We start from the raw sequence: 25,257 nt of genomic DNA, 5'->3' as shown, positions 1-25,257 counted from the left end.
CTGGCGCCTCTTGCGTTGTCCGGGATGACCGGTTCCTGAGGGAGAAACCAGGCTATGAGCGAGGAACTTCCCCAAGTGTCCGAAGGGCTATCATCCCCTGTAACCGAACAGCATGTGCAGTGCTGCGTCGTAGGCGGCGGCCCGGCCGGGATGATGCTCGGCTATCTCCTCGGCCGCGCCGGCATCAAAACCCTCGTTTTGGAGAAACATGCCGATTTCTTCCGCGATTTTCGCGGTGACACCGTGCATCCGTCGACGCTGGAGGTGATGGACGAACTCGGGCTGCTGGATGACTTTCTCAAGGTCCCGCATGACGAGGTGAGGCAGCTCGAAGCGCAGGTTGGGACAACGTCTATCCGCATGGCGGACCTGACGCGGATCGAGACGCGTTGCCCGTTCATCGCCTTCATGCCGCAATGGGATTTTCTGAATTTCATCGACACGCAGGGCCGGCGCTATCCCGCGCTTGAGGTGCGCAAGAATGCTGAGGCGACTGACCTGCTGTTTGATGGCGATCGCGTGAGTGGTGTCGTCGCGCGGACGCCGCAGGGCGATCTGCGCCTTACGGCTGACCTTACGGTTGCTTGCGACGGGCGGCATTCGCGCATGCGCGAGCAGGCCGGGATGACGGTCGAGAACATCGGCGCGCCGATGGACGTGCTCTGGTTCAAGGCAGGCAAGGCCGAGCGGGCTGGCGGGAGTGTCTTCGCCCGCATTCAGGCCGGCCAGATGATGGTGATGCTCGACCGCGGCGATTACTGGCAGTGTGCCTATGTGATCGCCAAGAACGGCTATGAGGCGGTGAAGGCGAAAGGGCTCGATGCGTTTCGTGGGAATATCGTGCGCCTCGCGCCGATCCTGCGCGAGAGCGTCGGCGACGTCAGGAGTTGGGACGACGTCAAGCTTCTGTCGGTGAGGATCGATCGCCTGACCCAGTGGGCTCGGAACGGTTTTCTATGCATCGGCGATGCCGCGCATGCGATGTCGCCGGTCGGCGGTGTCGGCGTTAATCTTGCCGTGCAGGATGCGGTCGCCGCGGCGAACCTGTTGCACGATAAGTTCGGCGCCAGTGGTCCATCGCTCGACGATCTCAACAGTGTGCAGGCGCGACGCTCGTTCCCGGTGAAGGTGACGCAGGCGGTTCAGGTGATGGTGCAGAACCGGTTGATTGATCGCGCCATCTCCGAGCAGGATTTCTCGCCGCCTTTGATGATGCGGATCATCGGCCGTTCACCCTGGCTTCAGAGACTCATTGCGCGTGGCGTCGGCATCGGCGTCCGGCCTGAGCATGTTCACTCGCCGGAAAGAGCGCCCGCGTCGTCGGTTTCTGATTAGACGTCGAGCAGTTCTTCTGGCGCGAACTCTGCACGTTCGGTGATGAACTCGAAGCGTGCTTCAGCCTTGCTGCCCATCAGCCGCTCCACCGATTTGGCGGTGCTGTCGCGCTCTTCGGTGGCAAGCACGACGCGCAAGAGCGTGCGCTTGGCGGGCGCCATCGTCGTTTCCTTGAGCTGATTGGGCATCATCTCGCCAAGGCCTTTAAATCGGCCGATCTCGACCTTGGCGTTGGCGTGGAATTCCTTTTTCAGAAGTTCATCGCGATGCGCTTCATCGCGTGCGTAGAGCGTCTTGCTGCCGTGCGTCAGGCGATAGAGCGGCGGCACGGCGAGATAAAGGTGTCCGTTGTCGATTAGTTTCGGCATCTGCCGGTAGAAGAAGGTGATGAGCAGCGATGCGATGTGCGCGCCGTCGACGTCGGCGTCGGTCATGATGATGATGCGCGAATAGCGCAAATCCTCTTCGCGATAGTTCGCACCGGTGCCGGCGCCGATCGCCTGGATCAGATCGGAGAGCTGTGCGTTGGCAGCCATCTTGTCGCGCGTGGCCGAGGCGACGTTGAGGATCTTGCCGCGCAACGGCAGGATGGCCTGCGTTTTGCGATCACGCGCCTGCTTGGCGCTGCCGCCTGCGGAATCGCCCTCGACGATGAAGAGCTCCGAGCCTTCGGCTGCTGTGTTGGTGCAGTCGGCGAGCTTGCCCGGCAGGCGCAGCTTCTTCACCGCGGTCTTGCGCGAGATTTCCTTCTCGGCGCGACGGCGCAGCCGCTCATCGGCGCGCTCGATGATGAATTCGAGAAGCTTGTTGGCCTGCGTCGGATTGCCGGACAGCCAGTGGTCGAACGGGTCCTTCACCGCCTGCTCGACGATGCGCTGCGCTTCGGCGGTCGCGAGGCGGTCCTTGGTCTGTCCCTGAAATTCCGGCTCGCGCACGAATACCGACAGCATCACGGCCGCGCCGACCATCACGTCTTCCGAGGTGATGGAGGAGGCTTTCTTGCCTTGGCCGGTGCGCTCGGCGTGATCGCGAATGCCACGCAGCAGTGCGCTGCGCATGCCGGTTTCATGCGTGCCGCCGTCGGGCGTCGGCACGGTGTTGGTGTAGGACGACATGAAGCCGTCGGCGTCGGCGGTCCATGCCACCGCCCATTCGCAGGCGCCATGCGCGCCGTTGCGACCTGTCTTGCCGGCGAAAATGTCGGGATGCACCAGCGTGTCGGCATGAACGGCGGCGGCGAGATAATCCTTCAGGCCGCCGGGGAAGTGGAACGTGTCCTCAGCCGGCACGCTGTCGAGGCCCTTGAGAAGTTCGGGTGCGCAGCGCCAGCGGATTTCGACGCCACCGAACAGATAGGCTTTCGAGCGTGCCATCTGGAATAGGCGCTGTGGCTTGAAGACCGCCTTGTTGCCGAAGATCTCCGTGTCGGGCTTGAAGCGCACCGACGTGCCACGGCGGTTATGGACCTTGCCAAGCTCCTCGAGCTTGCCCTTCGGCTTGCCGCGCTCGAAAGTCATCCGATAAAGCTTCTGATTGCGCGCGACCTCGACGATGAGTTCGGAGGAGAGTGCGTTCACCACCGACACACCGACGCCGTGCAGGCCCCCCGAGGTCTCGTAGACCTTGGAGTCGAACTTGCCGCCCGCGTGGAGCGTGCACATGATGATTTCGAGTGCCGACTTGTTCTTGAACTTTGGATGCGGATCGACCGGAATGCCGCGACCGTTGTCGACGACGGTGAGATAGCCGTCCGCGCCGAGCGAAACCTCGATGAAGCTCGCATGGCCAGCGAGCGCTTCGTCCATCGAGTTGTCGATCACCTCTGCAAAGAGATGGTGAAGCGCCTTCTCATCGGTTCCACCGATGTACATTCCGGGCCGGCGACGGACCGGTTCCAGCCCTTCCAAGACTTCGATATCGGCTGCGGTGTAACCGCCCTCAGCACTCGTTGTGCGCGCGGGGGGTGCGGCGGAGCCGCGCGGCGCGCGGCCGCCCGAGCCAAACAGATCACTGTCAGGTTTCGCGGAGGATGAAGATTTTTCGTTTTTTTTCAGAGGCTTCGACATTGGTGACAAGTTGGATGGCGTGCAGGGGCACGAATCATTGATACGCACTATGACATGAAGGACGTGACAATGTGGCGGGCAACCCTCATCTAGGCAGAGGTGCGCCGCATAGGGCAGAGGTCCCCGGTGTCGGGCCCCAGCTATATCCATTGGCGCGGGGCGCGCGAAAGAGGGACGTGAATGGCACTGGAAGCGATGGTTCGGGACGTCGTCGAATTCGTCCGCGAACATCAGGTCTGGGCTGCGCCGATCGTCGGCGCGCTGGCATTCGGTGAATCGCTCGCCTTCGTTTCTCTCGTCATTCCCGCCTGGAGCGCGCTGATCGGTATCGGCGCGATGGTCGGCGCAAGCGACATCAAATTCTGGCCGGTCTGGGTCGCGGCCGCGCTCGGGGCGGCGCTTGGTGACTGGCTGTCATATTGGTTCGGCTATACCTTCAAAGGCAGCGTCAAGCGGATGTGGCCGCTGTCGCGCTATCCGGAGATGCTGCCGCGCGCCGAGCGGTTCGTCAGCAAATGGGGCGTGCCGGGAATTTTCATCGGCAGGTTCTTCGGGCCGCTGCGCGCCGCCGTGCCGCTAGTCGCCGGTATCTTCGAGATGCCGTATTGGCATTTCCAGATTGCGAACTTCTCGTCCGCCTTCGTCTGGTCGGCGACGCTGCTCCTGTTCGGGGATGCGCTCTCGCGCATTGCCGCCTGGTTCTTTGCGATGATCTGAGCGGCAGGCGCGCCTGCCGGATCCGGCGAAGGGCGGGCGCCCACTTGACCCTGTACCACGGGGGTTTTATATGCGCGGCCATGATCAACGTTGCCACCAGAACCATCCGTCGTCGCCGCTTCGCAATCTAGCGGCGGGTCGCGTTTGTTGATCCTCATGCCGCAGGAAATGTTCGCGGCGTCTTGTCTCTTTCCTCAAATCGCCGTACCGCCTTTCCCGCGCACTGTCGGATAAGGACTATCGTCATGGCTGAAAAGAAGAAGATCGGCATTCTCGGTGCTTCCGGTTACACCGGTGCGGAGCTCGTGCGCCTCCTGCTGCGCCACCCGCGTGTCGAAATCGTCCTTCTGACGGCCGACCGTCGCGCCGGGCACAAGATGGGCGACGTGTTTCCGCAATTCGCACCCTATGATCTGCCGCAGCTCGTCTCGATCGACAGCGTCGATTGGGCGGCGGCGAAGCTCGACCTCGTGTTCTGCGCACTTCCGCACGCGACGACGCAGACGGTCCTGAAAGATCTGCTCTCCAAGGCACCGGAGACGAAAGTGGTGGACCTGTCCGCCGACTTCCGCCTGCAGGACCCTGCCGTCTATGCGAAGTGGTACGGGCACGAGCATCACGCGCTCGATCTCCAGCAGGAGGCGGTCTACGGCCTTACTGAGATTTATCGGCGCGACGTGAAGAAGGCGCGGCTCGTCGCCAACCCCGGCTGCTATACGACCTGTGCGCAGTTGCCGCTCATTCCGCTTCTCAAGGCCAAGGCGATCGAGAGCGACGAGATCGTGATCGACGCGAAGTCCGGCATGACCGGAGCCGGGCGCTCGGCCAAGGAAGAGATGCTGTTCTCGGAAGTCTCGGAGGGCTTTCACGCCTATGGCGTTGGTCACCATCGCCATATGTCTGAGCTCGATCAGGAGTTCTCCAAGGCGGCTGGCAAGGACGTACTGGTGACGTTCACGCCGCACCTCACGCCAATGAACCGCGGCATCTATTCGACGATCTATGTGCGCGGTCGGCGCGGCAAGACCGCGCGAGACCTTCATGAGACGCTGTCCAAGCAGTACGAGAAGGACCCGTTCGTCTACGTGCTGCCGTTCGGCAAGACACCGAATTCCCGCCATGTGCGCGGCTCGAACATGACGTTCATCGGCGTGGCCGAGGATCGCAAGCCGGGCCGCGCGATCATCGTCTCGACCCTCGACAACCTCACCAAGGGCGCGTCGGGGCAGGCGGTGCAGAACATGAATGTCATGCTCGGCTTTGCCGAGACACTCGGTCTCGACCAGCCGGCACTATCGTCGTGATGTGAAAAGAGCCGCTTAAGCGGCTCTTTTTTATTCTCAGAAGATGCGGAAGATCGCGAGCGCGAGAACCGCCTGCGCAAGGAAGCCGACCACGAAGGTCAGCGTCCGCAGCACCGGCACGCCGAGCGCGTAGATGATGGCGTGGGCAAGCCGCGACCAGAAATAGACTGCACAGGCGAGCACCGTCCATTTGCTCGAATAATCGATCGCGTTCAGGATCAGCACCAGCGGCGCGAAGATCGCCAGATTTTCGACTGCGTTGTCGTGGGCGAAGATCAGGCGGTTCGCCCATTCGGCGTGTGGCTTGTCGTTGCGTGCGGGGTTGGCCATCGCGCCGCCGAGGCCGCGTATCTGGCAGCGGTTGATGATGTAGGGGACCCACAACAGGCCGGTCAAAATCACCGTCAGTGTCAGCCAGAACAGCTCGCGCGTCATCGCTTCATCCTTTCCTGCCGTTGCGGAGGGTCTCCGCCGGCGCCGATCCTAGCTGAGCGGCTGGGCCGGGCAACTAAACGACAGGTGAGGGTGATCGGCGGGATGGTCAGATCCGCATGCGGACGTAGCTGCCGGGCGCATCTTCGAGGACGGGAAGGGACTCACCAGGGACGCGGGCCGGCGCGGTTTCCGCGTCCAGGCTTTCGATCCAGGCGCGCCAGTCTGGCCACCACGATCCCGAATGTTCGGTCGCGCCCTTGAGCCAGTCGTCGACCGTCTCGGTGTCGATCCTGTCATTGGTCCAGTACTGATACTTGCCGGAGGCGGGTGGATTGACGACGCCGGCGATGTGGCCCGAGCCGCTGAGCACGAAGCGGACCGGGCCGCCGAAGAACTGCGAGCCGTACAGCACTGATTGCGCCGGGGCGATATGATCGTCCTTCGTCGCGAGATTGTAGATCGGCGTCTTGATCTTCGACAAATCGAGCCGGGTATTGTCGAGCACCATGGTGCCGGCCGACAGCCGGTTTTCCAGATAGCAGTTGCGCAAATAGAACGAATGGTTCGCGGCCGGCATGCGCGTCGCGTCGGAATTCCAGAACAGAAGGTCGAAGCTCGAAGGCTCCTTGCCCTTCAGGTAATTGGAAATGACGTAGGGCCAGATCAGGTCGTTTGAGCGCAGCATGTTGAAGGCCATCGCCATGCGCGTACCGTGCAGGACACCGGTCTGCTGCATGTCGCGGTCGAGCGCGGCCAACTGACTCTCGTCGATATAGACCATGAGGTCGCCGGCATGGGTGAAGTCGACCTGCGCCGCCATGAAGGTCGCGGATGCGGTGCGCACCCGCCGCTTCTCCGCAAGCCAGGCGAGCGTCGAGGCGAGCAGGGTGCCGCCGATGCAATAGCCGATGGCATGGACCTTCATCTCGCCGGTCGCTTTCTCGATCACGTCCATTGCGGCGAGTGGGCCCTCCCGCATGTAGTCCTCGAAGGTCTTGCCGCCGAGCGATCGGTCCGGGTTGATCCAGGAGATCACGAACACGGTGAGCCCCTGCTCGACCAGCCACTTGATCATCGACTTCTGTGGCGTGAGATCGAGGATGTAGTACTTGTTGATCCACGGTGGCACGATCAGCACCGGCGTGCGCAACACCTGCTCGGTTGCAGGCTCATACTGGATGAGCTGCATCACCTCGTTCTGAAAGATCACCTTGCCGGGCGTCCGCGCGAGATCCTTGCCGATTTCGAATGTGCCGCCCGATTGCCGGATCTTCAGCGTGCCGCCGCCGGCCTCGATGTCCTCGGCGAGCATTCGCATGCCGCGGAATAGATTGTCGCCGCTGCTTGCAATGGTTTCCCGCAACACTTCCGGGTTGGTCAGCACGAAGTTCGACGGTGCAAAGGCATTGGTGAGCACCTGAACGTAGAACTCTGCCTTCTTGCGGGTATGCGGGTCGAGGCCCTCAGCATCCTCGACGAGTTCGTTCGCCCATTTCGTGGTGAGCAGATAAAGCTGCAGGATGAAATCGAAGAAGTGATTCGATTTCCATTCCGGGTCCTGAAAGCGCTTGTCTTTTGGGGCTGGCGTAATCGCCGGCTCTTCCTCGGCGCCAGCGAGCCTGCGGGAAAATTGCCCCCACAGTTCGAGATAGGATTTGCCGAGCCGCATCTGCATGTCGCCGGCGCGCTCGGCATCCGCGAGCCAATACTCCGCGACCTCGGCGAAGGTCTTGATGACCTCGCCCATCTCGCCCGGTGCGCGATTGTTGATGTCGCCGCTCTCGCGCGGTTTCAGGAAGGCCGCGAGGGCCTTGCCGCCGCTTTCCATGGCGCGGGCGACATTGAAGGCAAAGGCGTCAGCGTCGAAGGGCTTCGTCGTCGGGGCGTCGGGGAGTTGCTCGCTCATTCGCGCGACATATCCGTTTGGCGAAGCAGAAGGGCCTGCTTCGTTGTCAGTTAATCGGGCTTTCTTTCCAATAGCTATATGCGTTGCAACACGTCTTGGTTCGGACATATTCGCGCGGCATTGCGCCCTCTCAAGGCCGCCGGAAATTTAACGTTTTTTCGGGGAGAGTGTTCGCTGGTTAGTAGCGGGACTTATGCCTTGCGCAGATAACGAGGTTGGAGCGAGTGCGATTGCAGCGACGCCATGGAAGGCGCCTTGGGGTAGGCGCAACCCTCGCGCTGGGCCTGTTGCTCGGAGCCTGCGCGGGCCATGTGGGTGACATGCCTGTGGTCGGCCTGCCGGCCAACACGCCCGCACGGCCGGCTGTCGCGCCGGACTATCTGCCGGTCAACGATACGCCGCCGCCGCGCGAGCAGGGCGTGCTGTCGGTGGAGGAGCGGGCGCAGCTCACGCGGGACCTGACGGCGGCGCGAGAGCGGCAGCATGGGACGCGGGCGACCCCTTCGAAGGCCCGCCCTTCAAAATTGCCATCAGATTGAATTTCCGGGCCTTCGGGCGGTGGCGTGGGGCATGGTTCGTGTTAGAAGATGTGATCGCGTCCTCAGCTGATTTGCCGCCTGGGGGCCCTTAACCGGGGCTCGGAGCCTTGAATCCATGGAAGAATTCTACCGCATTCGCCGTTTGCCACCCTACGTCTTCGAGCAGGTGAATCGGGCCAAGGCCGCCGCGCGCAACGCAGGCGCCGACATCATCGATCTGGGTATGGGGAACCCGGATCTTTCAGCTCCGCCGCATGTGCTGGAGAAGCTGAAGGAAACGCTCGGCAAGCCCCGGACCGACCGCTATTCCGCCTCGAAGGGCATCCCCGGCCTGCGCCGCGCTCAGGCCGCCTATTACGAGCGCCGCTTCGGGGTGAAGCTCAATCCCGAGACCCAGATCGTTGCGACGCTGGGCTCGAAAGAGGGCTTTGCCAACATGGCGCAGGCGATCACCTCGCCGGGCGACGTGGTGCTGGTGCCAAACCCCAGCTATCCGATTCATGCCTTCGGCTTCCTGATGGCGGGCGGGGTGATCCGCTCGGTCCCGGCCGAGCCGACGCCGGAGCTTTTCCGTCACCTCGAGCGCGCCATCATCCATTCGATCCCGAAGCCGATCGCGATGGTGGTCTGCTATCCGTCGAACCCGACGGCCTATGTCGCCTCGCTCGATTTCTATCGTGACCTCGTTGCGTTCGCGAAGAAGCACGAGGTCTTCATCCTCTCCGACCTCGCTTACTCGGAATTGTATTACGACGGCGAGCCGCCGCCCTCGGTGCTGCAGGTGCCGGGTGCGATCGACATCACCGTCGAATTCACCTCGATGTCGAAGACGTTCTCTATGGCCGGCTGGCGCATGGGTTTTGCGGTCGGCAACGATCGCCTGATCGCGGCGCTGACGCGGGTGAAGTCATATCTCGACTACGGGGCGTTCACGCCGATTCAGGTCGCGGCGGTCGCGGCGCTGAACGGCCCGCAGGACTGCATCCAGGAGATGCGTGACACCTATCATCGGCGACGCGATGCGATGGTCGAAGCCTTCGGCCGCGCCGGCTGGGACATCCCGCCACCGGCGGCGTCGATGTTCGCCTGGGCGCCGCTGCCGGAGAAATTCCGCAACATCGGCAGCATGGATTTTGCCACCCTGATGGTCGAGAAGTCGGGCGTCGTGGTCTCGCCCGGCGTCGCCTTCGGCGAGCATGGCGAAGGCTATGTCCGCATCGCCATGGTCGAGAATGAGCAGCGCATCCGGCAGGCAGCGCGGAATATCCGCCGCTTTCTTGAAGCCGGCGTTGAAACATTGCACAACGTGGTTCCTCTCGCCAACCGGCGCTAACTCATCCGGCAGGTTTTATAGATATGGTCGCTCCGCTTAGAGTGGGGATTGCGGGGCTCGGCACTGTGGGCGCCGAGGTCGTGGGTCTGATCGAACGGCAGAAACGCACGTTGTCGCTGCGTTGCGGGCGCTCGGTGCGCGTCGTTGCCGTCTCCGCCCGCTCGAAAGCGAAGAAGCGCAACGTCGATCTTTCCGGCATTGCCTGGGCGAAGAACGCGCTTGCGATCGCGACTGATCCGAAGGTTGATGTGTTTGTCGAACTGATGGGCGGGGTGGGCGATCCCGCGCTGTCCGCAATCGAGGCGGCGCTGCGAAGCGGCAAGTCGGTCGTGACCGCCAACAAGGCGCTGATTGCGAAACATGGCTCGCGCCTTGCCATGCTTGCGGAAAAGCATGGCGGCGCACTGAACTATGAGGCGGCCGTCGGCGCCGCCATTCCCATCGTCAAGACATTGCGCGAAGGCCTTGCCGGCACCGGCATCGATCGCGTCTACGGCATCCTCAACGGCACCTGCAATTACATCCTGACGCGGATGGAGCAGGAGGGGCTGTCGTTTGCAGAATGTTTGAAGGATGCGCAGCGGCTCGGCTACGCCGAAGCCAATCCGTCGTTCGACGTCGATGGTCACGATACGGCGCAGAAGCTTGCGATCCTTGCGAGCCTCGCGTTCGGCACCAAGGTCAACCAGAGCGCGGTGTATGTCGAAGGCATCTCGTCGATTGCGCCGGAAGATCTACGGGCCGCGCAAGAACTCGGCTATCGTGTCAAGCTGCTCGGCGTTGCGGTCAAGACCGAAACCGGCATCGAACAGCGCGTGCATCCGACCATGGTGCCGCGCATCTCTTCTATCGCGCAGGTAATGGACGTCACCAATGCTGTCACAATTGACGGCGAAGGTATTCCGCCGATCACGCTGGTAGGTCCCGGCGCAGGTGGCGCTGCGACCGCTTCGGCGGTGGTGGCCGATATCGCCGACATCGCGCGCGGTGTGCGGGCGTTGCCGTTCGGCCGTCCGGTTGCAAAGCTGAAGGCGACGGCGAAGGCGCCGATGCGGCGGCACGAGGGCGGCTACTACATCCGTCTGATGGCGCGCGACTTGACCGGAACCGCGGCAACGATCGCCAAGCGGCTTGCCGAGCAGAAGATTTCGATCGAGTCGATCGTGCAGCGGCACCCCAATGGTGGCGCGGCGTCGGTAAACGGCAAGTCGCAGCCGGTACCGGTGATCCTGATCACCTATGCGACGACGGAAGACGCCGTGCGCCGCGCCTTGCAGGCTGTGAAGCAGGACCGCGTCATCACTGGCCGGCCGCAGGTGATCCGGATCGAGAAGAATTGAGATTTGAGAGTATCAGAGACATGCTGCCGTGAAGCGGCATACGATTGAGGAGCTTAACTGATGTCGACCATTTCCGTTCCGCCGCAGCTCTTGCTTGAACGCATCCTGACGCTGGAAATCGTGCGTGTGACGGAGCGCGCGGCGGTGTCGGCGGCGCGCCTGCGCGGCCACGGCAACGAGAAGGGCGCCGATCAGGCCGCGGTTGACGCGATGCGGCGCGAACTCAACAAGATTCCGATCAAGGGCACTGTGGTGATCGGCGAGGGCGAGCGCGACGAGGCGCCGATGCTGTTCATCGGCGAGAAGGTCGGCGCGGAATTCGGACCCGATGTCGATATCGCCGTCGACCCGCTGGAAGGCACCACGCTGTGCGCCAAGAACATGCCGGGCTCGATCGCCACGATGGCGATGGCCGAGGGCGGCACGCTTCTCAACGCGCCTGATGTCTACATGCAGAAGATTGCGATCGGCCCCGGCTACGCCAAGAACGTGATCGATATCGACGCACCGCCAGCCGAAAACATTCGCCGCCTCGCGCGCGCCAAGGACGTGCATCCCTCCGCGATCACCGCGCTGGTGCTGGACCGCCCGCGCCATGCCGAAATCATCAATGCGATCCGCTCGACCGGCGCTGCCGTGCGCCTCATCACCGACGGTGACGTCGCAGGCGTGATCCACACCGCAGACCCGGAGAACACCGGGGTCGATATTTATATCGGTACCGGTGGCGCGCCGGAGGGCGTGCTTGCGGCCTCGGCGCTGCGTTGCATCGGCGGCCAGATGCAGTGCCGCCTCATCCTCGACACCGACGAGAAGCGCGAACGCGCCGCCAAGATGGGGATCAAGGACCCGTCCATGATCTACGGTATCGAAGACATGGTGAAGGGCGACTGCCTGTTCTCGGCAACCGGCGTAACCGACGGTTCGCTGCTGTCGGGTGTCAAATTCCGCAAGAACACCATCGAGACCGAAACCGTGGTGATGCGCTCCGTCACCGGCACGGTGCGCTACATCAAGGCCGAGCACCGCCAACTCGAGAAATTCCACCTCGACTGATCGTGAAGGGACACAGCGATGCCTGACGTGAAAGCTCTGCTGTTCGACACGTTCGGCACGCTCGTTGATTGGCGTGGCAGCCTGATCGCCGACTTCACGGCGTGGGGTAAAGAACGGGGCATCAATGCCGACTGGGCGGCGTTGGTTGATGGCTGGCGCGGCGCTTACCGCCCGTCGATGGACGAGGTGCGCCGCCATCCCGAGCGCGGCTTTCTCACCCTCGATGAGTTGCAGCGCCGCTCCATTGAGCCGCTTGCTGCAAGCCTTGGCATCACAGGCTTGACCGCTGCCGACTACGATCATCTCACGCTCGGCTGGCATCGCTTGAAGCCGTGGCCGGACAGTGTGTCCGGGCTTACACGGCTGAAGACCAAGTTCATCATTTCACCGTTGTCGAACGGCAACGTCGCGCTGATGACGAATTTGTCCAAGCACGCCGGTCTGCCATGGGACGTGATCCTGTGCGCCGAAATCTTCCAGCGCTACAAGCCGGACCCGGAGGTTTATCGTGGTGCGGTGAAGCTGCTCGGGCTGGAGCCGCAACAGGTCATGCTGGTCGCGGCGCACAACTACGATCTGATTGCCGCACGCGCCTGCGGGCTCAAAACCGGCTTCGTGCCGCGCGTCACCGAATACGGCCCGCACCAGAAAGAGGATTTCGAGGCCGCCAGTGACTGGGACTATGTGGTCACGGATATCAACGATCTTGCGGGCAGACTGGGTTGCTGACGAGGCAATTTTCGCGAATCATTGCATCGCCTTCGCGTGGTTCCTATCTGCCTTCAACACATGACACCTCCCGCCACCGCATTGCCCATTGAGACGCCGCACGCCTTTCTCGGCGTGAAGCGCTCGGCCACGGGTAAGCTGTGGCGTGACCGGTTAGACGTGCGCGGTGCCGCGCAGGCATTGGCTATCGCGCAACGTCATCAGTTGCCGGAGATGCTGGCGCGGATCATTGCGGGCCGCGGCATCGACATCGATGCGGTGGAGGATTTTCTCGATCCGACCATTCGCAAGCTGTTGCCCGATCCCTCGACCGTCACGCAGATGGAAGCTGCGGCCAAGCGCCTCGCAGACGCGGTGATGCGCGGCGAGATGGTCGCGATCTTCGGCGACTACGACGTTGATGGCGCAACGTCGTCGGCGCTGCTCGCCTGGCATCTGCGCCATTGCGGGCTCGATCCGTTAATCCACATTCCGGATCGCATTTTCGAAGGCTACGGCCCGAACGTCGACGCGATCCGTATGCTGTCGTCACGCGGCGCGAAGCTTCTCGTCACGGTCGATTGCGGCACCACGAGCCTTGAGCCGCTCGCGGAAGCACGCAAGCTCGGCATGGACGTGGTGGTGATCGATCATCATCAATGCAACGATGAATTGCCGACCGTCAACGCGATCGTCAATCCGAACCGGCCGGATGATTTGTCCGGGCTCGGTCATCTTGCGGCGGTCGGCCTTGTCTTCGTCACGCTCGTTGCCGTGAACCGCGAATTGCGTGTGCGTAATTTCTGGACGGCGGAGCGGCCGGAGCCGAACCTTCTCGACATGCTGCATCATGTGGCGCTTGGTACCGTGGCCGACGTGGCGCCGCTGGTTGGGCTCAACCGCGCCTTCGTCGCCAAGGGGCTGATCGCGATGCGGCGGCGTGACCATGTCGGCCACACCGCCTTGATGGATGTGGCGCGGCTGAACGGGCCGCCGGAAGCCTGGCATCTCGGCTTCATGCTCGGCCCGCGCATCAATGCCGGCGGGCGTATCGGCCGGGCCGATCTCGGCGTGCAACTGCTTCTCGAAGGCGACGTATCGGAGGCGGCGCGGATCGCGGCGGAACTCGATCGCCTCAATGTCGAGCGGCGTTTGATCGAACAGGCGGCGGAGCAGCAGGCGGAAGCGGAGGCGCTTGCCGCTCTCGGGCTGGAGGACAAAGGCGCGGTGATTGTCACTGCCGCCGAAGGGTGGCACCCGGGCGTCGTAGGCCTCGTCGCCTCGCGTCTGAAGGAGAAGTTTTCGCGCCCTGCGTTTGCCGTGGCGCTGGAGCCGGGGGGGATCGGCACCGGCTCGGGCCGTTCGATTGCAGGCGTCGATCTCGGCAAGGCGGTGCGTGGTGCCGTCTCTGAAGGCTTGCTGATGAAGGGCGGAGGTCACGCCATGGCGGCGGGCGTCACGCTGAAGAAAGACCGGCTTGCGGAATTCCGCGCCTATCTCGAGGGCGTGCTGGCAGAGGATGTCGCGCGGGCGCGGCATCTCGATGAGTTATTTGTCGACGGCGCTGTGAGTGCGCGCGCTGTTACCACCGATTTTGTCGCAACACTCAATCGTGCGGGGCCGTTCGGCACCGGCAATCCGGAACCGATGATGGCGCTGCCGTCACATCAGTTGGTCTATGCCGACGAGGTTGGCGGCGCACATCTGCGGGTGCGGCTGAAGTCCGGCGACGGTGCGTTCGTCAACGGCATCGCGTTTCGCGCGGTCGGCCAGAAGCTCGGCAACGCGCTCACCGACAATCGCGGACAGGTCGTCCACGTTGCGGGCTCGCTCAGCATCGATCGCTGGCAGGGCGCCGAGCGCGTGCAGTTTCGGATTTGCGATGTCGCCGTGCCAGAGCGCGAGCCAGTCGCGATCCGCTGACGTTGTCATTGCGAGGAGCGTTAGCGAAGCAATCCAGCTCTTTCTAGCGGTTCTGGATTGCTTCGCTCCGCTCGCAATGACGGAATCTTTGCGGTTACAGCCCCTGCCGCAGCCGCGCCAGCACTTTCAGTCCGGCATAGCCGTCGGGCGTAAGACCGGCACGGGTCTGAAAATCCTTCACCGCCTTCATGGTGTCGTTGCCGACACGGCCATCGGTGCCGCCGGTGTCGAACCCGGCTTTGGTCAGGCGTGTCTGTACTTCCTGGATTTCGGCAAGTGTCAGCGCGCGCTCCGAACCAGGGAAGGGTTGCCGGAACGGGCCTGCGCCCAATATGCGGTCGCCGAGATGGACGATGGCGAGCGCGTAGTTCATCGACGGATTGTAGCTTCTCACCGCAAAGAAATTCGGCCCGATCAGAAATGACGGGCCACCCGCGACCGGTGTCCACAGCCGCGCCTTGTCGTTCGGGCGCTGAAACGGCAGACCATCGGCGCGCGTCACGCCTGCGGCCGCCCACTGCGCATAGCTGCGGTTTTCCTGTCCGGAGCCACCGTTGCTGCCGGTGACCTCATAACCCCAATGCTCGTTGCGGTGATACTTGCCGCGCTTGACGAGGTAGCGTGCGGTCGAGCCCAGCGCATCGTCCGGTCTGCCAAACGGTGAGACGCGGCCGTCGCCATCATAATCGAAGCCGACATTGAGCCAGACTTCCGGCATCCATTGCGTGTGACCCATCGCGCCAGCCCACGAGCCGCGCATTTCCTCCGGCGTGCTCCAGCCACGCTCGACGATGCGCAGCGCGTTGATGAGCTCGGTCTCCCAATAGGCCTTGCGGCGTGGCTCTCGCCATGCGAGCGCGGCGAGCGAAGGAAAAATCGGCCGCATGTGGTTCTTCTGCACGAGCGGATCGCCATAGGCACTCTCGACGCCCCAGAGCGCGAGCAATGTGCCGCGCTCGACGCCGAAGTCGCGTTCGATGCGAGAGAACAGCGCACCATGCTGGCGCAGCGCGTCCTTGCCGTTCGTCACGCGCCAGTCGGAGACACGGCGGTTGATGTATTGCCAGAGCTGCTCCTTGAACTCGGGTTGATTGCGCAGCTTGGCGAACACGCTCATGTCGGGCTCGATCCGGCCCATGACGCGTGAATAGGTCGTGTTCGAGACGCCCTTGGCTGCAGCCTTGGCGTGGAACGCATCCCGCCACTGCTCGAAACCTTGCGGCGCGGCGCGGCCGGGCAAAGGCGTGAATGCGACTGCTCCCGCGCCAAGCAGCAAGCTGCGGCGGGTCAGTGCAAGTGGCAACAGGGAATCGTCATCAGCCATCTACCCAGTCTAACCGAGCAATGCCCAAGCCCAAACCGTATCAGGTGAGGCGGTGGGACGGGGGAACCTTGGTCGCCTCACTGAGCATTGTCTGCTGTGACGCTCTTCCGGAGCGCCGGAGCGAGCGTGAAGGCCGCATGATGAACCTGCGGCGAATAATATCGCAGCCTGCTGTTGATGGGCGCAAACCGCTCATCGAGCGTTGCCAGCGGCGGGCACAGGGCAGCAGCCGATGGGCCTGCGGCAATCAGCGCGAGTTGGCCGTGGGCGTAGGTCGGGACCGGGGCGAGGAAAGGCTTTGCCGCACCGAAATGCACGCCGAGCCGCCGGCAAATTTGATCGAGGTCGGCGGGCCGGAAAAACGGCGTGCCGCTTTGCAGAACCACCAGCCCACCCGCGCGCAGCAAGGCGCGGCAGTTGGCATAGAACGCATCGGAGAACAGCGCCTCACCGGGGCCCACCGGGTCGGTTGAATCGATGATCACCACATCGAATTGCCGGTCGGCATTGGCGACGTATTTGAGTCCGTCCTCGATCCGCACCGAGACGCGCGGATCATCGAATGCGCCTGCCGACACGGCGGGAAAATAGCGCTTCGACAATTCGATGACCTGCGGGTCGATCTCGACCAGCACCGCATTGTCGACCGGTTGCTTGAGAACCTCCTTCAACGTTCCGCCGTCGCCGCCGCCGATGACCAGCACGTCTTTCGCGGCACCATGTGCGGTCAGCGGCACATGAGCCATCATCTCGTGATAGACGTGATTGTCGAGATCGGTCAGTTGCACGACGCCATCGAGCGCCATGACATTGCCGAACGTCTCGTTCCTGAAGATCAGAACGTCCTGATAGTCGGTGCGGCCCTGATACAAGGTCTCCTCGACGGTGAGAGCCTGCGCATGACCTTGATACATCGTCTCCTGAAAAATGGTCACGGCATCAGTCCTCGTTTGTGCTCGGCCAGAACCAGCTTGCCCGGCGTGAAGGCGAGGCGCAGCACATCGATCGCCTTGTGGGGACTCGCCTTGCCGCACATGAAGATATCGAGTGCGGCATAGGCGTGTTCCGGCCATGTGTGGATCGAGATGTGGCTTTCCGCGAGGATCCCAACACCTGTGATGCCGCCGGTCGGTGTGAAGCTATGGAGATCGATGCTCAGGAGCGTGGCGCCGGCGGCTTCGGTTGCTTGCCGCAGCGCGTTTTCGACGATCTCGAGATTGTCGAGGTTCGATGCCTGCCAAAGATCGAGAATGAGGTGGGTGCCTGCAAAGCGTAGACCCTCGCGCTCGACGAAACCGTCGTAATCGGCGTTGTCGTTGAACGCGATGCTGGTCTTCGCGGTAGGGTGTGCCTCGCTCTTGTCCACGCAAGGCTTGTGCTCCACGCTGGACTCGCGCGCATGCGTCCATCCGTTCGGATGGGTTTCGGTGCCATGAGAATGGCTATTCCGGCGCGCGTCCGAGTTGCGCAGAGCGATTTTCTTCATTCAGTTCTCCATTTTTGACAGAACGGAGCCGGCTTGCGCCGGCGCAATAGGCGATAAAGCGGCTCGCCGCGCTGAGCACGGCGCCACCACTGAAAGGGATTGCGGGAATTCGGGCTGCATGGCCGCAAGCGCGCCGTTGCACGAACGCGCGCTTTAACGCGGGGATTTCAGCCTGGCGTGGTTGCTGGCTTTAGCCGCCGCAACCAACTTGCCGTGTCAGGCAGCGCTCGGCCCGGGATCGTCGCCGCCACTGAAATCCTCCCGTCCGTGTATCGGCGGTTTTTTCGGCACGGCCGGAGATTTCGTCGGAGGTGTTTGCGAAGTGCGCGGAAATAGCCGATGGACATTGTCCTTTTGAACCTTGCCGTTCGAGGTGGCGTTTGCGGTCAAAGGATCTTTGCCGGGATGAACTGACATGGCTCGTACCTCCTTGAGCGGGTGAAGGGACCTCAACTGTCCATGGGGGCACGCGAAGTAGGGTGATGCGGTGCATCCTCCGCGTAGTGAAGCGGTGCAGCGCTGGCGCTGCGTTCGCTTTTCAACCCTAGCCTGTAAAGGCAGGCACATCGGCCTATCGGGCGATTTTGGGTCCGGCGTAACGTGTTGCCTGACCCGCGCGCATAGGTTCGCGATCCCGCGAATGTCTGCGCAAGTCAAAGCTATGCATTTTATCGGTGATGTCAAACACCTGCGCGGCCGCCGCGAGACATGCGCGCCGGCCGTGTTTTTATCAGGCGAATTTAGTCCTTCGCGCGCTCGACGTAGGAGCCGTCTTCCGTCATCACCACGATACGGGTGCCGACGCCGATATGCGGCGGCACAGCGGAGCGCACGCCATTCGACAGCACGGCGGGCTTGTAGGACGACGATGCAGTCTGTCCCTTCGTCACCGGCTCGGTTTCCACAACCTCAAGCGTAATGCGCTGGGGCAGGGTGATCGCCACCGCGACGCCCTCGTGAATTGCGAGCTTCACGGTGAGATTTTCGGAGAGATACGGCGCGGCAGTGCCGACGACGTCCTTCGGCACCATGAGCTGCTCGTAGCTCTCGTTGTTCATGAAGTGGAAGCCGTCATCGTCCGCGTAGAGGAAGTTGTAATCGTGATCCTCGACATGAGCGCGCTCGACCTGATCGGTGGTCTTGTAGCGCTCCGAGATCTTCACACCGTCGCTGATTCGACGCATTTCGATCTGGCTCACCGGCGTGCCCTTACCGGGATGGATATTCTCCGCGCTCAGGACCACGTATAGCTTGCCGTCCTGGTCGATGATATTGCCTTTGCGGATTGAGCTTGCGATGACTCTCACGGATCGGTTCCCTAATGTCAGAAGGCGGCGCCGGGCCCGTTGCGGGCTGCGGCCGGCCAAAAAGGCCATTTCGGGCCGCAACATACTGATTTGGACCGCTGATACCAGCCCCAAGAGCCCCATAGGCGCCCTCAGGGGCCAATTTTGCTGATGATGGTTCCCTCAAAAGCCTCGCCCTGGTGGGACCGGGAGCGCCACCAGGATCGCCAGCCGTTCCTGCGCCAGCGTGCGGCCATCACCCGCACGGTACGGGATTGGTTTGCGGCGGAGGGCTTTGTCGAGGTCGAGACCGGGATTCTGCAGGTCTCACCGGGGAACGAGACCCACCTTCACGCTTTGCGCGCCGAGGGGCTGGGCGGCAGCGGGCAGACCTCGCTCTACATGCGGACGTCGCCCGAATTCGCCTGCAAGAAGCTGCTCGCGGCCGGCGAGGAGAGAATCGTCGAGTTTGCCAAAGTCTTCCGTGGCCGCGAGGATAGTCCTCTGCATTTGACCGAATTCACGATGCTCGAATGGTACCGGGCGGGTGCGCCGTATGCGACGATCACGGACGATTGCGCGGCTGTGGTTGCACGCGCTGCAGAGGCGGCTTGCACGCGGCGCTTTGCGTTTCGCGGCAAGACGCTCGACCCGTTCGCGCCGCCCGAGCGGCTGACGGTTGCGGAGGCGTTCCAGCGCTTCGCCAGCCTTGATCTTCTCGCCACCGTCGAGGGCAATCGCGGTAATCGCGATGCGCTGGCGGCGATGGCTGCCTCCATCACGCGGGTCAGCAATGACGACGACTGGTCGGATATTTTCAGCAAGGTGCTGACCGAGCATGTCGAGCCGAAGCTAGGCGAGGGGCGGCTGACGATCCTGTTTGATTATCCCTCGCCCGAGGCCGCGCTGGCGCGAACCTCGCCGCAGGATGCACGCGTCGCGGAGCGGTTCGAGGTCTATGGCTGCGGCGTCGAACTCGCGAATGGATTCGGTGAGCTGAACGATGCCGCTGAGCAGCGCCGCCGTTTTGCGGGCGCGATGGACGAGAAGGAGCGCCGCTATGGCGAACGCTATCCGCTCGATGAGGATTTTCTCGCAGCGCTTGCACAGATGCCGGAAGCTTCCGGCGTCGCGCTTGGTTTCGACCGGCTGGTGATGCTGGCGAGCGGCGCAACGCGGCTCGATCAGGTCGTATGGGCGCCGCTGTCGTGAAGCCTGCAACCACATTGCGCCAGCCGGCCGAACTCGCCGCGCATAACCTCGTGTCACAGGACGCGTTACAGGGCCTCGAAGCGGTCGCAAAGCGCTATGCGATTGCGATTACGCCTGCGGTTGCGGAATTGATAGACCCCAACGATCCGAACGATCCGATCGCGCGGCAGTATGTGCCAAGTCCGCAGGAATTGCAGTCCGAGACGATCGAGCGCGTCGATCCGATCGGCGACCGCGCGCATTCGCCGGTCGAAGGCATTGTGCATCGCTATCCCGACCGTGTGCTGCTCAAGCTCGTGCATGTCTGCGCGGTCTATTGCCGTTTCTGCTTCCGCCGCGAAATGGTGGGTCCGGGGAAAGAGACGGCATTGTCGGATGCCGCTTACACCAAGGCGATCGATTACATCCGCACGCATCCGGAAATCTGGGAGGTGATCCTCACCGGCGGCGATCCACTGATGCTCTCCGCGCGGCGGCTGAAAGAGATCACGGCCGACCTCGCAGCAATCCCGCATGTGCGGATCGTGCGCTTTCATACCCGCGTGCCGATCGCGGACCCAGAGCGCGTGACGGATGAGGTGGCGGACGCCTTGCGTCACCCCGATGTCACGACATGGGTCGCGGTCCATGCCAATCATCCGCGCGAACTGACGCCGACGGCTCGCGCGGCCTGCGCGCGGTTGATCGATCGCGGCATTCCTCTGGTCAGCCAGTCGGTGTTGCTGCGAGGCGTCAACGATACGGTCGAGACGCTGACGGCGCTGATGCGCGCCTTCGTCGAGTGCCGGATCAAGCCTTATTACCTGCATCATGGCGATCTCGCGCCCGGCACCGCGCACCTGCGCACGTCTCTGGAGGAGGGCGAGGCGCTGATGCGAAAATTGCGAGGATACGTCTCTGGCCTGTGCCAGCCGGACTATGTGCTCGATATTCCGGGCGGCTTTGGCAAGATTCCGGTCGGGCCGGTCTATCTATCGCCCGAGGGTGCTGGACCTACGCAGCGAAGGCGGCTGCTGGATTATTGCGGTGAGGTCCATGTCTACCCGCCGGAATAGCTTTGCTAATTCTCAGCTATGGCGAGGCTACCGCCAAGCCCGTCCATCTGTCGCACCAGTGTGAAGTAAGTGGCTGCAACCCGAGCGGCTTGTGGACTATTGTAGAAGTGTGCACTTTTTCTATCTGTCGGCGTAATCTGGCCGGCGGAGGAAAGAAAGGAGTCGCCATGCGGACATCGATGATAACGGCTGGGTCGTTCTCTGCGGTGGTGATGGCTCTCGCTTTAGCCACGGCGCCCGGCTCGTTTGCGCAAAGCAACGCGGCGGGAGGGGGAGCCGGTTCGGGCCTCAATGCGCCCGCCAACCCCACGGTTCCACCCTCGCTCGGCAGTGGCGTCATGCAGGCGCCGGTCGGCCATCTGCAGCCGCGGCGCGATCCCAACGCCGTCGAGGCGCCTTATCAGGCGACCGCCGAGGAAAAGGCGCTCGATCGCAAGATCAAGAGCATCTGCCGGGGCTGCTGAACGGCCTTTCAGAACGAAGCTGAGCAGGGTGCTTGCCGCTGCGGCGAAACGCCATTATACGTTCCGAGCCTCGCGCCGGGCCGCTACTCCGGTCTTGGCAAAAGCGCACGGATCGGCCTGCCTAACCTGTTGATCCTGTAAGAGTTTCCAGCGAACCCGGCCGCATCTGCCTTGCGGACAAGGACCGCGGGATTCGCTCCCTTCGTCTATCGGTTAGGACGCCACCCTTTCACGGTGGAGAGAGCGGTTCGATTCCGCTAGGGAGCGCCACTTTTCCATTTCCAGATCATGAACGTTTGGCCGACGGCTCGCGCGTAGGCGATCCTGACTGTGCGAGGTGCGTGATTGCCTTGCGACGGAATTTAAGCACCGCCGCCGTGGCGTGATCACGATCAAATCCGGACTGATGCGATCTGGTTATCATGAAAGCTGTCGTGGCGGCTCATGTAGAGCCGCTCACGCATTTTCGAATGCGCTGCTCAAGGCAGAGAAACTATGCGCCGTGCATCGTGAAAGCGAGCAACGTTTTGATCGTGCGGTCAGCAGAAAAACAAAATGGCCTTGAACTCAGCAATGTCTGATCGCAAACGGCCGAGGCTCGTTGTCGGCATCACAGGCGCGTCGGGTGCAATTTACGGCGTGCGTCTTCTCGAATTGCTGAAAGACAACGGGATTGAGACGCATCTCATTATCTCCAGGGCCGCCACGATCACGATCCCCTATGAGACCAATTTGAAGATCTCCGAGATTGAATCGCTCGCCACGGTTGTTCATCCGATCGACGATGTTGGGGCTACCTGTTCGAGCGGTTCATTCCGTACTTTGGGCATGATCGTTGCGCCGTGCTCGATCAAGACGATGTCCGAAATCGCCACGGGCACGACCGGCAATCTGATTGCCCGCGCCGCGGATGTTGCGTTGAAGGAGCGGCGGCGCGTGGTCTTGCTGTTGCGGGAAACGCCGCTACACCTTGGCCACATCCGCTCGATGGCGGCTGTGACGGAAGCCGGTGCGATCGTCTATCCGCCGGTGCCCGCATTCTATGCCCGGCCTCGAACGCTCGAGGAGATGGTCGACCACACCCTCGGCCGGGTGCTCGATCTCTTCGATCTCGATGTGGGGGCCGTCAAGGCGTGGGCCGGCGGAAAATCCCGGCCGGATGCCTCATCACCCTGACGCCTCATCGGCCTGACGCGGCTCTTATTCATCGAACGGCTGGTTTCGGAGGAGTTGCCTTTTTGGTCGCCGCTTTGATAAGCGAAAAGGCATGTCGCAGCCTGTCGCTTTCAGAAAGTCTCTTTGCCTCGCGTTGCTCGTGCCGGCCATCCTTTTGGCGGCAGTCAGCCTGTCACGGGCCGAGCCGGCGACGGTGCGTTGTGTGATGGCGCCCGATGCCACCTCGGCTCGTATCGTGGTCACCAACCCGCTCGCGACGGAAGCCTCGTGTCAGGCGACATGCACCTTCGAGACAGCGATCCACGACGACAAGCCGCGGATCGTTTGCACCGGCCCGGTCGCGGCGAAGCAGGAGACCGAGCTTTGCGTCATGCGGGCAAAAACGAACCCGCTTTTGCGGCTCATCGAAAGCTCGGCCGACTGCCGCAAGCTGTAACGAAAAGCCCCGCCAAAGCGGGGCTTTTGTTTACCGTCCGAAGAACAGCCATAAAAGAATGATAATCGGAATCGGCACTCCCAAGAGCCATAGCAATAGTCCGCGAGCCATACTGTCCTCCTCGTTGCTGTTTGCTGGCAGACGAACGTGGAGGTGAAGTGCAAGTTCCGGCGTCGGTGCGTTGCGCTTACCAGTGACCGATATTTTTCATCGACGCCCACGGCTCCTGAGGCGGCAATGGATCGCCCTTCTGCAGCAGCTCGATCGACTGCAGATCGGGTGAGCGGATAAAGGCCATCTGGCCGTCACGCGGCGGGCGGTTGATGACAATGCCGAGCTTGGAGATGCGCTCGCAGGTCGCGTAGATATCATCGACCTCGTAGGCGAGATGCCCGAAGAAGCGATCCTCGCCATAGGTTTCCTCATCCCAGTTGTAAGTGAGCTCGATCGTCGGCGCGACGCGTCCCTTCGACTGCTTCACGAGATCTTCATCTTCGGGTGCGCAGAGGAAGACGAGGGTGAAGCGGCCGGCTTCGTTCTCCGTGCGGCGGACTTCCTTCATGTCCAGCGCGCCGCAGAAGAACTTCAGCGCGGTGTCGAGATTGCGGACACGAAGCATGGTGTGCAGATAGCGCATCTTGAATATTCCGGTTGAGGTCGGGAGGAAGCGAAGAACGCCTGATGTATAGCCTCGGCGCGTCCGATTGAAGAGCGCCGGCGGCGGGGCGACGATGAAAAGCCCTGCCAGCGGGGGGACTGGGCAGGGCTCTTCTGAGAACGAAGCCTGGGGGAGCTTCTGGCACAACAACACGCGTATCGCGGGTTGGTTCCGCCAGTTTCGCCTAAAGTGATAAAATTATGTTCTTCGCAAATGGAGCGGATTTACCGGCGGGATGACCGGGCGTGTGCCCGGTGCAGCCGGGCCGGTCGCGCATCGTCCTGGTGGACAGGCTTGCGGGTGGGGGCGCTGCCTTCGGCGGGCTGATCGGGCGGGCACGGCTCGATGCGGTAGTCTTCATCGAGAACCTGCTTCGGCTCGTCCTTTTCCTCGTCCGCGGGCAACTCGATCACAAGGCCCGCTTCTTCGGCTTCCTTCCAGACCTCCTGTGGGGTGCTGTAGGCTTTGCTGATCTGTTCTCCGTTGGTGAATAACGCATAAGGCATGATCGGTCCTCCGCGGGCACTAACGCAGTCGCTTTTTCGCAGTTCCGCCAGCAAGGCTGTCGTGCCTGCGCTGCATGCGGGGCACCTCTGATATCCGCGAAGATCTGAGTTCGATGCAGGCAAGCTGTTCACAGCTTCGGCCGAACCGGTTTTTGGGCTTTCCCGCATAAGCTGGAATGTTATCGTTCCAACACACGAATCGCTGCGCTTTGTCGGTGAATCACATCGATCGGCGCAATCCAGCCGGGTCTGTCACGCAGGGCCGGTAGAGTGGGGCCCGGGGTCATGGGGACGGACAATTTCGAGTCCAAACGGCTTGCCGAGCAACAGCTCGGAGTCGGGTCGAATTCTAAACCCACCTCGAACGAATTTGCCATGCCGCATAGTCGGGATGCAGCCGATGCGTTCGCTGCACTCGGCGATGGCGTCGGTGCCAATCTCGTTGAGCTGAGCGGCGTCATCAAATGGTTCGACGCCTCGAAGGGCTACGGCTTCATCGTCCCGGACAACGGCCTGCCGGACATCCTTCTGCACGTCACCGTCCTGCGGCGCGACGGCTACCAGACCGCCTATGAGGGCGCGCGCCTCATCTGCGAGTGCGTGCAGCGGCAGAAGGGCTATCAGGCCTTCCGCATTCTCTCGATGGACGAGTCGACGGCCATCCACCCGGCGCAGATGCTGCCGCCGCGTACCCATGTCAGCGTCACGCCGACGAGCGGGCTCGAGCGGGCCCAGGTGAAGTGGTTCAACCGGCTGCGCGGGTTCGGCTTCGTCTCCTGCGGCGAGGGGACACCGGACATCTTCGTCCACATGGAAACGCTGCGCCGCTACGGCATGACCGAGCTTCGCCCCGGCCAGTATGTGCTGGTCCGCTATGGGCCGGGCTCCAAGGGCCTGATGGCGGCGGAGATTCAGCCTGAGCTTGGCGCGGGCGGTCTGTCGTCCCACTGACGTATCCTCGATCTGACTTTCGGGCAGGCTGGCGTGCCGTG

At 62.5% G+C, this 25,257-nt stretch carries 24 protein-coding genes and 1 tRNA gene; 16 read left to right on the top strand and 9 right to left on the bottom strand.

Features of this window, described 5'->3' with window-relative positions; genetic code table 11:
* The first annotated feature begins 54 nt into the window (after positions 1 to 54).
* Positions 55 to 1,335: an FAD-dependent oxidoreductase gene (locus tag OCA5_RS10150; RefSeq protein WP_012563154.1), complete on the top strand. Its 1,281-nt coding sequence runs from the start codon at positions 55 to 57 to the stop codon at positions 1,333 to 1,335.
* On the opposite strand, the gene parE is transcribed toward OCA5_RS10150, so the two are convergent.
* Positions 1,332 to 3,401, bottom strand: a complete 2,070-nt coding sequence (gene parE, locus OCA5_RS10145) for a DNA topoisomerase IV subunit B (protein WP_012563155.1) — start codon at positions 3,399 to 3,401, stop codon at positions 1,332 to 1,334. The two genes, OCA5_RS10150 and parE, sit on opposite strands and share 4 nt — an antisense overlap.
* Positions 3,402 to 3,581: 180 nt before the next feature.
* On the opposite strand from parE, the gene OCA5_RS10140 reads away from it, so the two are divergent.
* Complete coding sequence (locus tag OCA5_RS10140; protein ID WP_012563156.1) at positions 3,582 to 4,118, top strand: DedA family protein; 537 nt, start codon at positions 3,582 to 3,584, stop codon at positions 4,116 to 4,118.
* 245 nt (positions 4,119 to 4,363) lie between these two features.
* Positions 4,364 to 5,422, top strand: coding sequence for an N-acetyl-gamma-glutamyl-phosphate reductase (argC, locus tag OCA5_RS10135; protein ID WP_012563157.1), 1,059 nt, complete (start codon positions 4,364 to 4,366; stop codon positions 5,420 to 5,422).
* 36 nt (positions 5,423 to 5,458) lie between these two features.
* Here argC and OCA5_RS10130 read toward each other — a convergent pair whose 3' ends face one another.
* Entirely contained in the window at positions 5,459 to 5,857 is a 399-nt protein-coding gene (locus OCA5_RS10130; protein ID WP_012563158.1) for an MAPEG family protein, read from the bottom strand.
* 106 nt (positions 5,858 to 5,963) lie between these two features.
* The gene (locus tag OCA5_RS10125; protein WP_012563159.1) at positions 5,964 to 7,763 is read right to left on the bottom strand and encodes a PHA/PHB synthase family protein; all 1,800 of its coding nucleotides are present in this window, start codon (positions 7,761 to 7,763) and stop codon (positions 5,964 to 5,966) included.
* A gap of 320 nt (positions 7,764 to 8,083) precedes the next feature.
* Between OCA5_RS10125 and OCA5_RS10120 the strand changes: the two genes are divergently transcribed.
* The 6 genes from OCA5_RS10120 to recJ all read left to right on the top strand — a co-directional run bounded on the left by OCA5_RS10120 (position 8,084) and on the right by recJ (position 14,662).
* Positions 8,084 to 8,302, top strand: coding sequence for a hypothetical protein (locus tag OCA5_RS10120; protein ID WP_340622484.1), 219 nt, complete (start codon positions 8,084 to 8,086; stop codon positions 8,300 to 8,302).
* A gap of 115 nt (positions 8,303 to 8,417) precedes the next feature.
* Positions 8,418 to 9,635, top strand: a complete 1,218-nt coding sequence (locus OCA5_RS10115) for an LL-diaminopimelate aminotransferase (protein ID WP_012563162.1) — start codon at positions 8,418 to 8,420, stop codon at positions 9,633 to 9,635.
* 23 nt (positions 9,636 to 9,658) lie between these two features.
* Positions 9,659 to 10,975, top strand: a complete 1,317-nt coding sequence (locus tag OCA5_RS10110) for a homoserine dehydrogenase (protein ID WP_012563163.1) — start codon at positions 9,659 to 9,661, stop codon at positions 10,973 to 10,975.
* 60 nt (positions 10,976 to 11,035) lie between these two features.
* Entirely contained in the window at positions 11,036 to 12,031 is a 996-nt protein-coding gene (glpX, locus tag OCA5_RS10105) for a class II fructose-bisphosphatase (protein ID WP_012563164.1), read from the top strand.
* An 18-nt stretch (positions 12,032 to 12,049) separates the two neighbouring features.
* Positions 12,050 to 12,760: a haloacid dehalogenase type II gene (locus OCA5_RS10100; RefSeq protein ID WP_012563165.1), complete on the top strand. Its 711-nt coding sequence runs from the start codon at positions 12,050 to 12,052 to the stop codon at positions 12,758 to 12,760.
* A 60-nt stretch (positions 12,761 to 12,820) separates the two neighbouring features.
* Positions 12,821 to 14,662, top strand: a complete 1,842-nt coding sequence (recJ, locus tag OCA5_RS10095) for a single-stranded-DNA-specific exonuclease RecJ (RefSeq protein WP_012563166.1) — start codon at positions 12,821 to 12,823, stop codon at positions 14,660 to 14,662.
* 94 nt (positions 14,663 to 14,756) lie between these two features.
* Here recJ and OCA5_RS10090 read toward each other — a convergent pair whose 3' ends face one another.
* The 4 genes from OCA5_RS10090 to efp all read right to left on the bottom strand — a co-directional run bounded on the left by OCA5_RS10090 (position 14,757) and on the right by efp (position 18,779).
* Entirely contained in the window at positions 14,757 to 15,986 is a 1,230-nt protein-coding gene (locus tag OCA5_RS10090) for a lytic murein transglycosylase (protein ID WP_012563167.1), read from the bottom strand.
* 77 nt (positions 15,987 to 16,063) lie between these two features.
* A complete protein-coding gene (gene speE / locus OCA5_RS10085) occupies positions 16,064 to 16,921 on the bottom strand; it encodes a polyamine aminopropyltransferase (RefSeq protein WP_012563168.1) in 858 nt (285 codons plus the stop codon).
* Positions 16,918 to 17,472: an adenosylmethionine decarboxylase gene (gene speD / locus OCA5_RS10080; protein ID WP_012563169.1), complete on the bottom strand. Its 555-nt coding sequence runs from the start codon at positions 17,470 to 17,472 to the stop codon at positions 16,918 to 16,920. Before speD ends, speE begins: the two co-directional genes overlap by 4 nt.
* A 740-nt stretch (positions 17,473 to 18,212) precedes the next feature.
* Positions 18,213 to 18,779, bottom strand: a complete 567-nt coding sequence (gene efp, locus OCA5_RS10075) for an elongation factor P (protein ID WP_012563171.1) — start codon at positions 18,777 to 18,779, stop codon at positions 18,213 to 18,215.
* Positions 18,780 to 18,929: 150 nt separating this feature from the next.
* On the opposite strand from efp, the gene epmA reads away from it, so the two are divergent.
* From epmA to OCA5_RS10045, 6 genes are all read left to right on the top strand, one after another.
* The gene (gene epmA, locus OCA5_RS10070; protein WP_012563172.1) at positions 18,930 to 19,970 is read left to right on the top strand and encodes an EF-P lysine aminoacylase EpmA; all 1,041 of its coding nucleotides are present in this window, start codon (positions 18,930 to 18,932) and stop codon (positions 19,968 to 19,970) included.
* Positions 19,952 to 21,025, top strand: coding sequence for a lysine-2,3-aminomutase-like protein (locus OCA5_RS10065; protein WP_012563173.1), 1,074 nt, complete (start codon positions 19,952 to 19,954; stop codon positions 21,023 to 21,025). Before epmA ends, OCA5_RS10065 begins: the two co-directional genes overlap by 19 nt.
* Positions 21,026 to 21,192: 167 nt before the next feature.
* Positions 21,193 to 21,489, top strand: coding sequence for a hypothetical protein (locus OCA5_RS10060; protein WP_013913139.1), 297 nt, complete (start codon positions 21,193 to 21,195; stop codon positions 21,487 to 21,489).
* Positions 21,490 to 21,684: 195 nt separating this feature from the next.
* Positions 21,685 to 21,759 (top strand) — tRNA-Glu (locus OCA5_RS10055).
* Between the two features lie 303 nt (positions 21,760 to 22,062).
* Positions 22,063 to 22,665: a UbiX family flavin prenyltransferase gene (locus OCA5_RS10050; RefSeq protein ID WP_012563175.1), complete on the top strand. Its 603-nt coding sequence runs from the start codon at positions 22,063 to 22,065 to the stop codon at positions 22,663 to 22,665.
* Between the two features lie 91 nt (positions 22,666 to 22,756).
* Positions 22,757 to 23,101 carry a hypothetical protein gene (locus OCA5_RS10045; protein ID WP_013913137.1) on the top strand — a complete coding sequence of 115 codons (345 nt, stop codon included), beginning with the start codon at positions 22,757 to 22,759 and terminating at the stop codon, positions 23,099 to 23,101.
* 187 nt (positions 23,102 to 23,288) lie between these two features.
* Here the strand turns inward: OCA5_RS10045 and OCA5_RS10040 are convergent, their stop codons facing one another.
* Together OCA5_RS10040 and OCA5_RS18825 are read right to left on the bottom strand one after the other, a co-directional pair.
* Positions 23,289 to 23,738: a VOC family protein gene (locus tag OCA5_RS10040; RefSeq protein WP_012563177.1), complete on the bottom strand. Its 450-nt coding sequence runs from the start codon at positions 23,736 to 23,738 to the stop codon at positions 23,289 to 23,291.
* Between the two features lie 245 nt (positions 23,739 to 23,983).
* Positions 23,984 to 24,265 carry a hypothetical protein gene (locus OCA5_RS18825; protein WP_012563178.1) on the bottom strand — a complete coding sequence of 94 codons (282 nt, stop codon included), beginning with the start codon at positions 24,263 to 24,265 and terminating at the stop codon, positions 23,984 to 23,986.
* A gap of 285 nt (positions 24,266 to 24,550) precedes the next feature.
* Between OCA5_RS18825 and OCA5_RS10030 the strand changes: the two genes are divergently transcribed.
* Positions 24,551 to 25,216 (top strand): cold-shock protein, encoded by a 666-nt coding sequence (locus OCA5_RS10030; RefSeq protein ID WP_013913136.1) that lies wholly within the window; start codon positions 24,551 to 24,553, stop codon positions 25,214 to 25,216.
* The last annotated feature ends 41 nt before the right edge of the window (positions 25,217 to 25,257 follow it).

Source organism: Afipia carboxidovorans OM5, from assembly GCF_000218565.1.
Taxonomy (GTDB): Bacteria; Pseudomonadota; Alphaproteobacteria; order Rhizobiales; family Xanthobacteraceae; genus Afipia; species Afipia carboxidovorans.
The sequence above is the reverse complement of the archived record's forward strand: the minus strand, read 5'-3'. Positions and strand labels throughout refer to the sequence as shown.

Coding starts and splice junctions, on each gene's coding strand:
- OCA5_RS10150 (WP_012563154.1), top strand. CDS start 55: ATGAGCGAGGAACTTCCCCAAGTGTCCGAAGGGCTATCATCCCCTGTA.
- parE (WP_012563155.1), bottom strand. CDS start 3,401: ATGTCGAAGCCTCTGAAAAAAAACGAAAAATCTTCATCCTCCGCGAAA.
- OCA5_RS10140 (WP_012563156.1), top strand. CDS start 3,582: ATGGCACTGGAAGCGATGGTTCGGGACGTCGTCGAATTCGTCCGCGAA.
- argC (WP_012563157.1), top strand. CDS start 4,364: ATGGCTGAAAAGAAGAAGATCGGCATTCTCGGTGCTTCCGGTTACACC.
- OCA5_RS10130 (WP_012563158.1), bottom strand. CDS start 5,857: ATGACGCGCGAGCTGTTCTGGCTGACACTGACGGTGATTTTGACCGGC.
- OCA5_RS10125 (WP_012563159.1), bottom strand. CDS start 7,763: ATGAGCGAGCAACTCCCCGACGCCCCGACGACGAAGCCCTTCGACGCT.
- OCA5_RS10120 (WP_340622484.1), top strand. CDS start 8,084: ATGCCTGTGGTCGGCCTGCCGGCCAACACGCCCGCACGGCCGGCTGTC.
- OCA5_RS10115 (WP_012563162.1), top strand. CDS start 8,418: ATGGAAGAATTCTACCGCATTCGCCGTTTGCCACCCTACGTCTTCGAG.
- OCA5_RS10110 (WP_012563163.1), top strand. CDS start 9,659: ATGGTCGCTCCGCTTAGAGTGGGGATTGCGGGGCTCGGCACTGTGGGC.
- glpX (WP_012563164.1), top strand. CDS start 11,036: ATGTCGACCATTTCCGTTCCGCCGCAGCTCTTGCTTGAACGCATCCTG.
- OCA5_RS10100 (WP_012563165.1), top strand. CDS start 12,050: ATGCCTGACGTGAAAGCTCTGCTGTTCGACACGTTCGGCACGCTCGTT.
- recJ (WP_012563166.1), top strand. CDS start 12,821: ATGACACCTCCCGCCACCGCATTGCCCATTGAGACGCCGCACGCCTTT.
- OCA5_RS10090 (WP_012563167.1), bottom strand. CDS start 15,986: ATGGCTGATGACGATTCCCTGTTGCCACTTGCACTGACCCGCCGCAGC.
- speD (WP_012563169.1), bottom strand. CDS start 17,472: ATGAAGAAAATCGCTCTGCGCAACTCGGACGCGCGCCGGAATAGCCAT.
- epmA (WP_012563172.1), top strand. CDS start 18,930: ATGATGGTTCCCTCAAAAGCCTCGCCCTGGTGGGACCGGGAGCGCCAC.
- OCA5_RS10065 (WP_012563173.1), top strand. CDS start 19,952: ATGGGCGCCGCTGTCGTGAAGCCTGCAACCACATTGCGCCAGCCGGCC.
- OCA5_RS10060 (WP_013913139.1), top strand. CDS start 21,193: ATGCGGACATCGATGATAACGGCTGGGTCGTTCTCTGCGGTGGTGATG.
- OCA5_RS10050 (WP_012563175.1), top strand. CDS start 22,063: ATGTCTGATCGCAAACGGCCGAGGCTCGTTGTCGGCATCACAGGCGCG.
- OCA5_RS10045 (WP_013913137.1), top strand. CDS start 22,757: ATGTCGCAGCCTGTCGCTTTCAGAAAGTCTCTTTGCCTCGCGTTGCTC.
- OCA5_RS10040 (WP_012563177.1), bottom strand. CDS start 23,738: ATGCGCTATCTGCACACCATGCTTCGTGTCCGCAATCTCGACACCGCG.
- OCA5_RS18825 (WP_012563178.1), bottom strand. CDS start 24,265: ATGCCTTATGCGTTATTCACCAACGGAGAACAGATCAGCAAAGCCTAC.
- OCA5_RS10030 (WP_013913136.1), top strand. CDS start 24,551: ATGGGGACGGACAATTTCGAGTCCAAACGGCTTGCCGAGCAACAGCTC.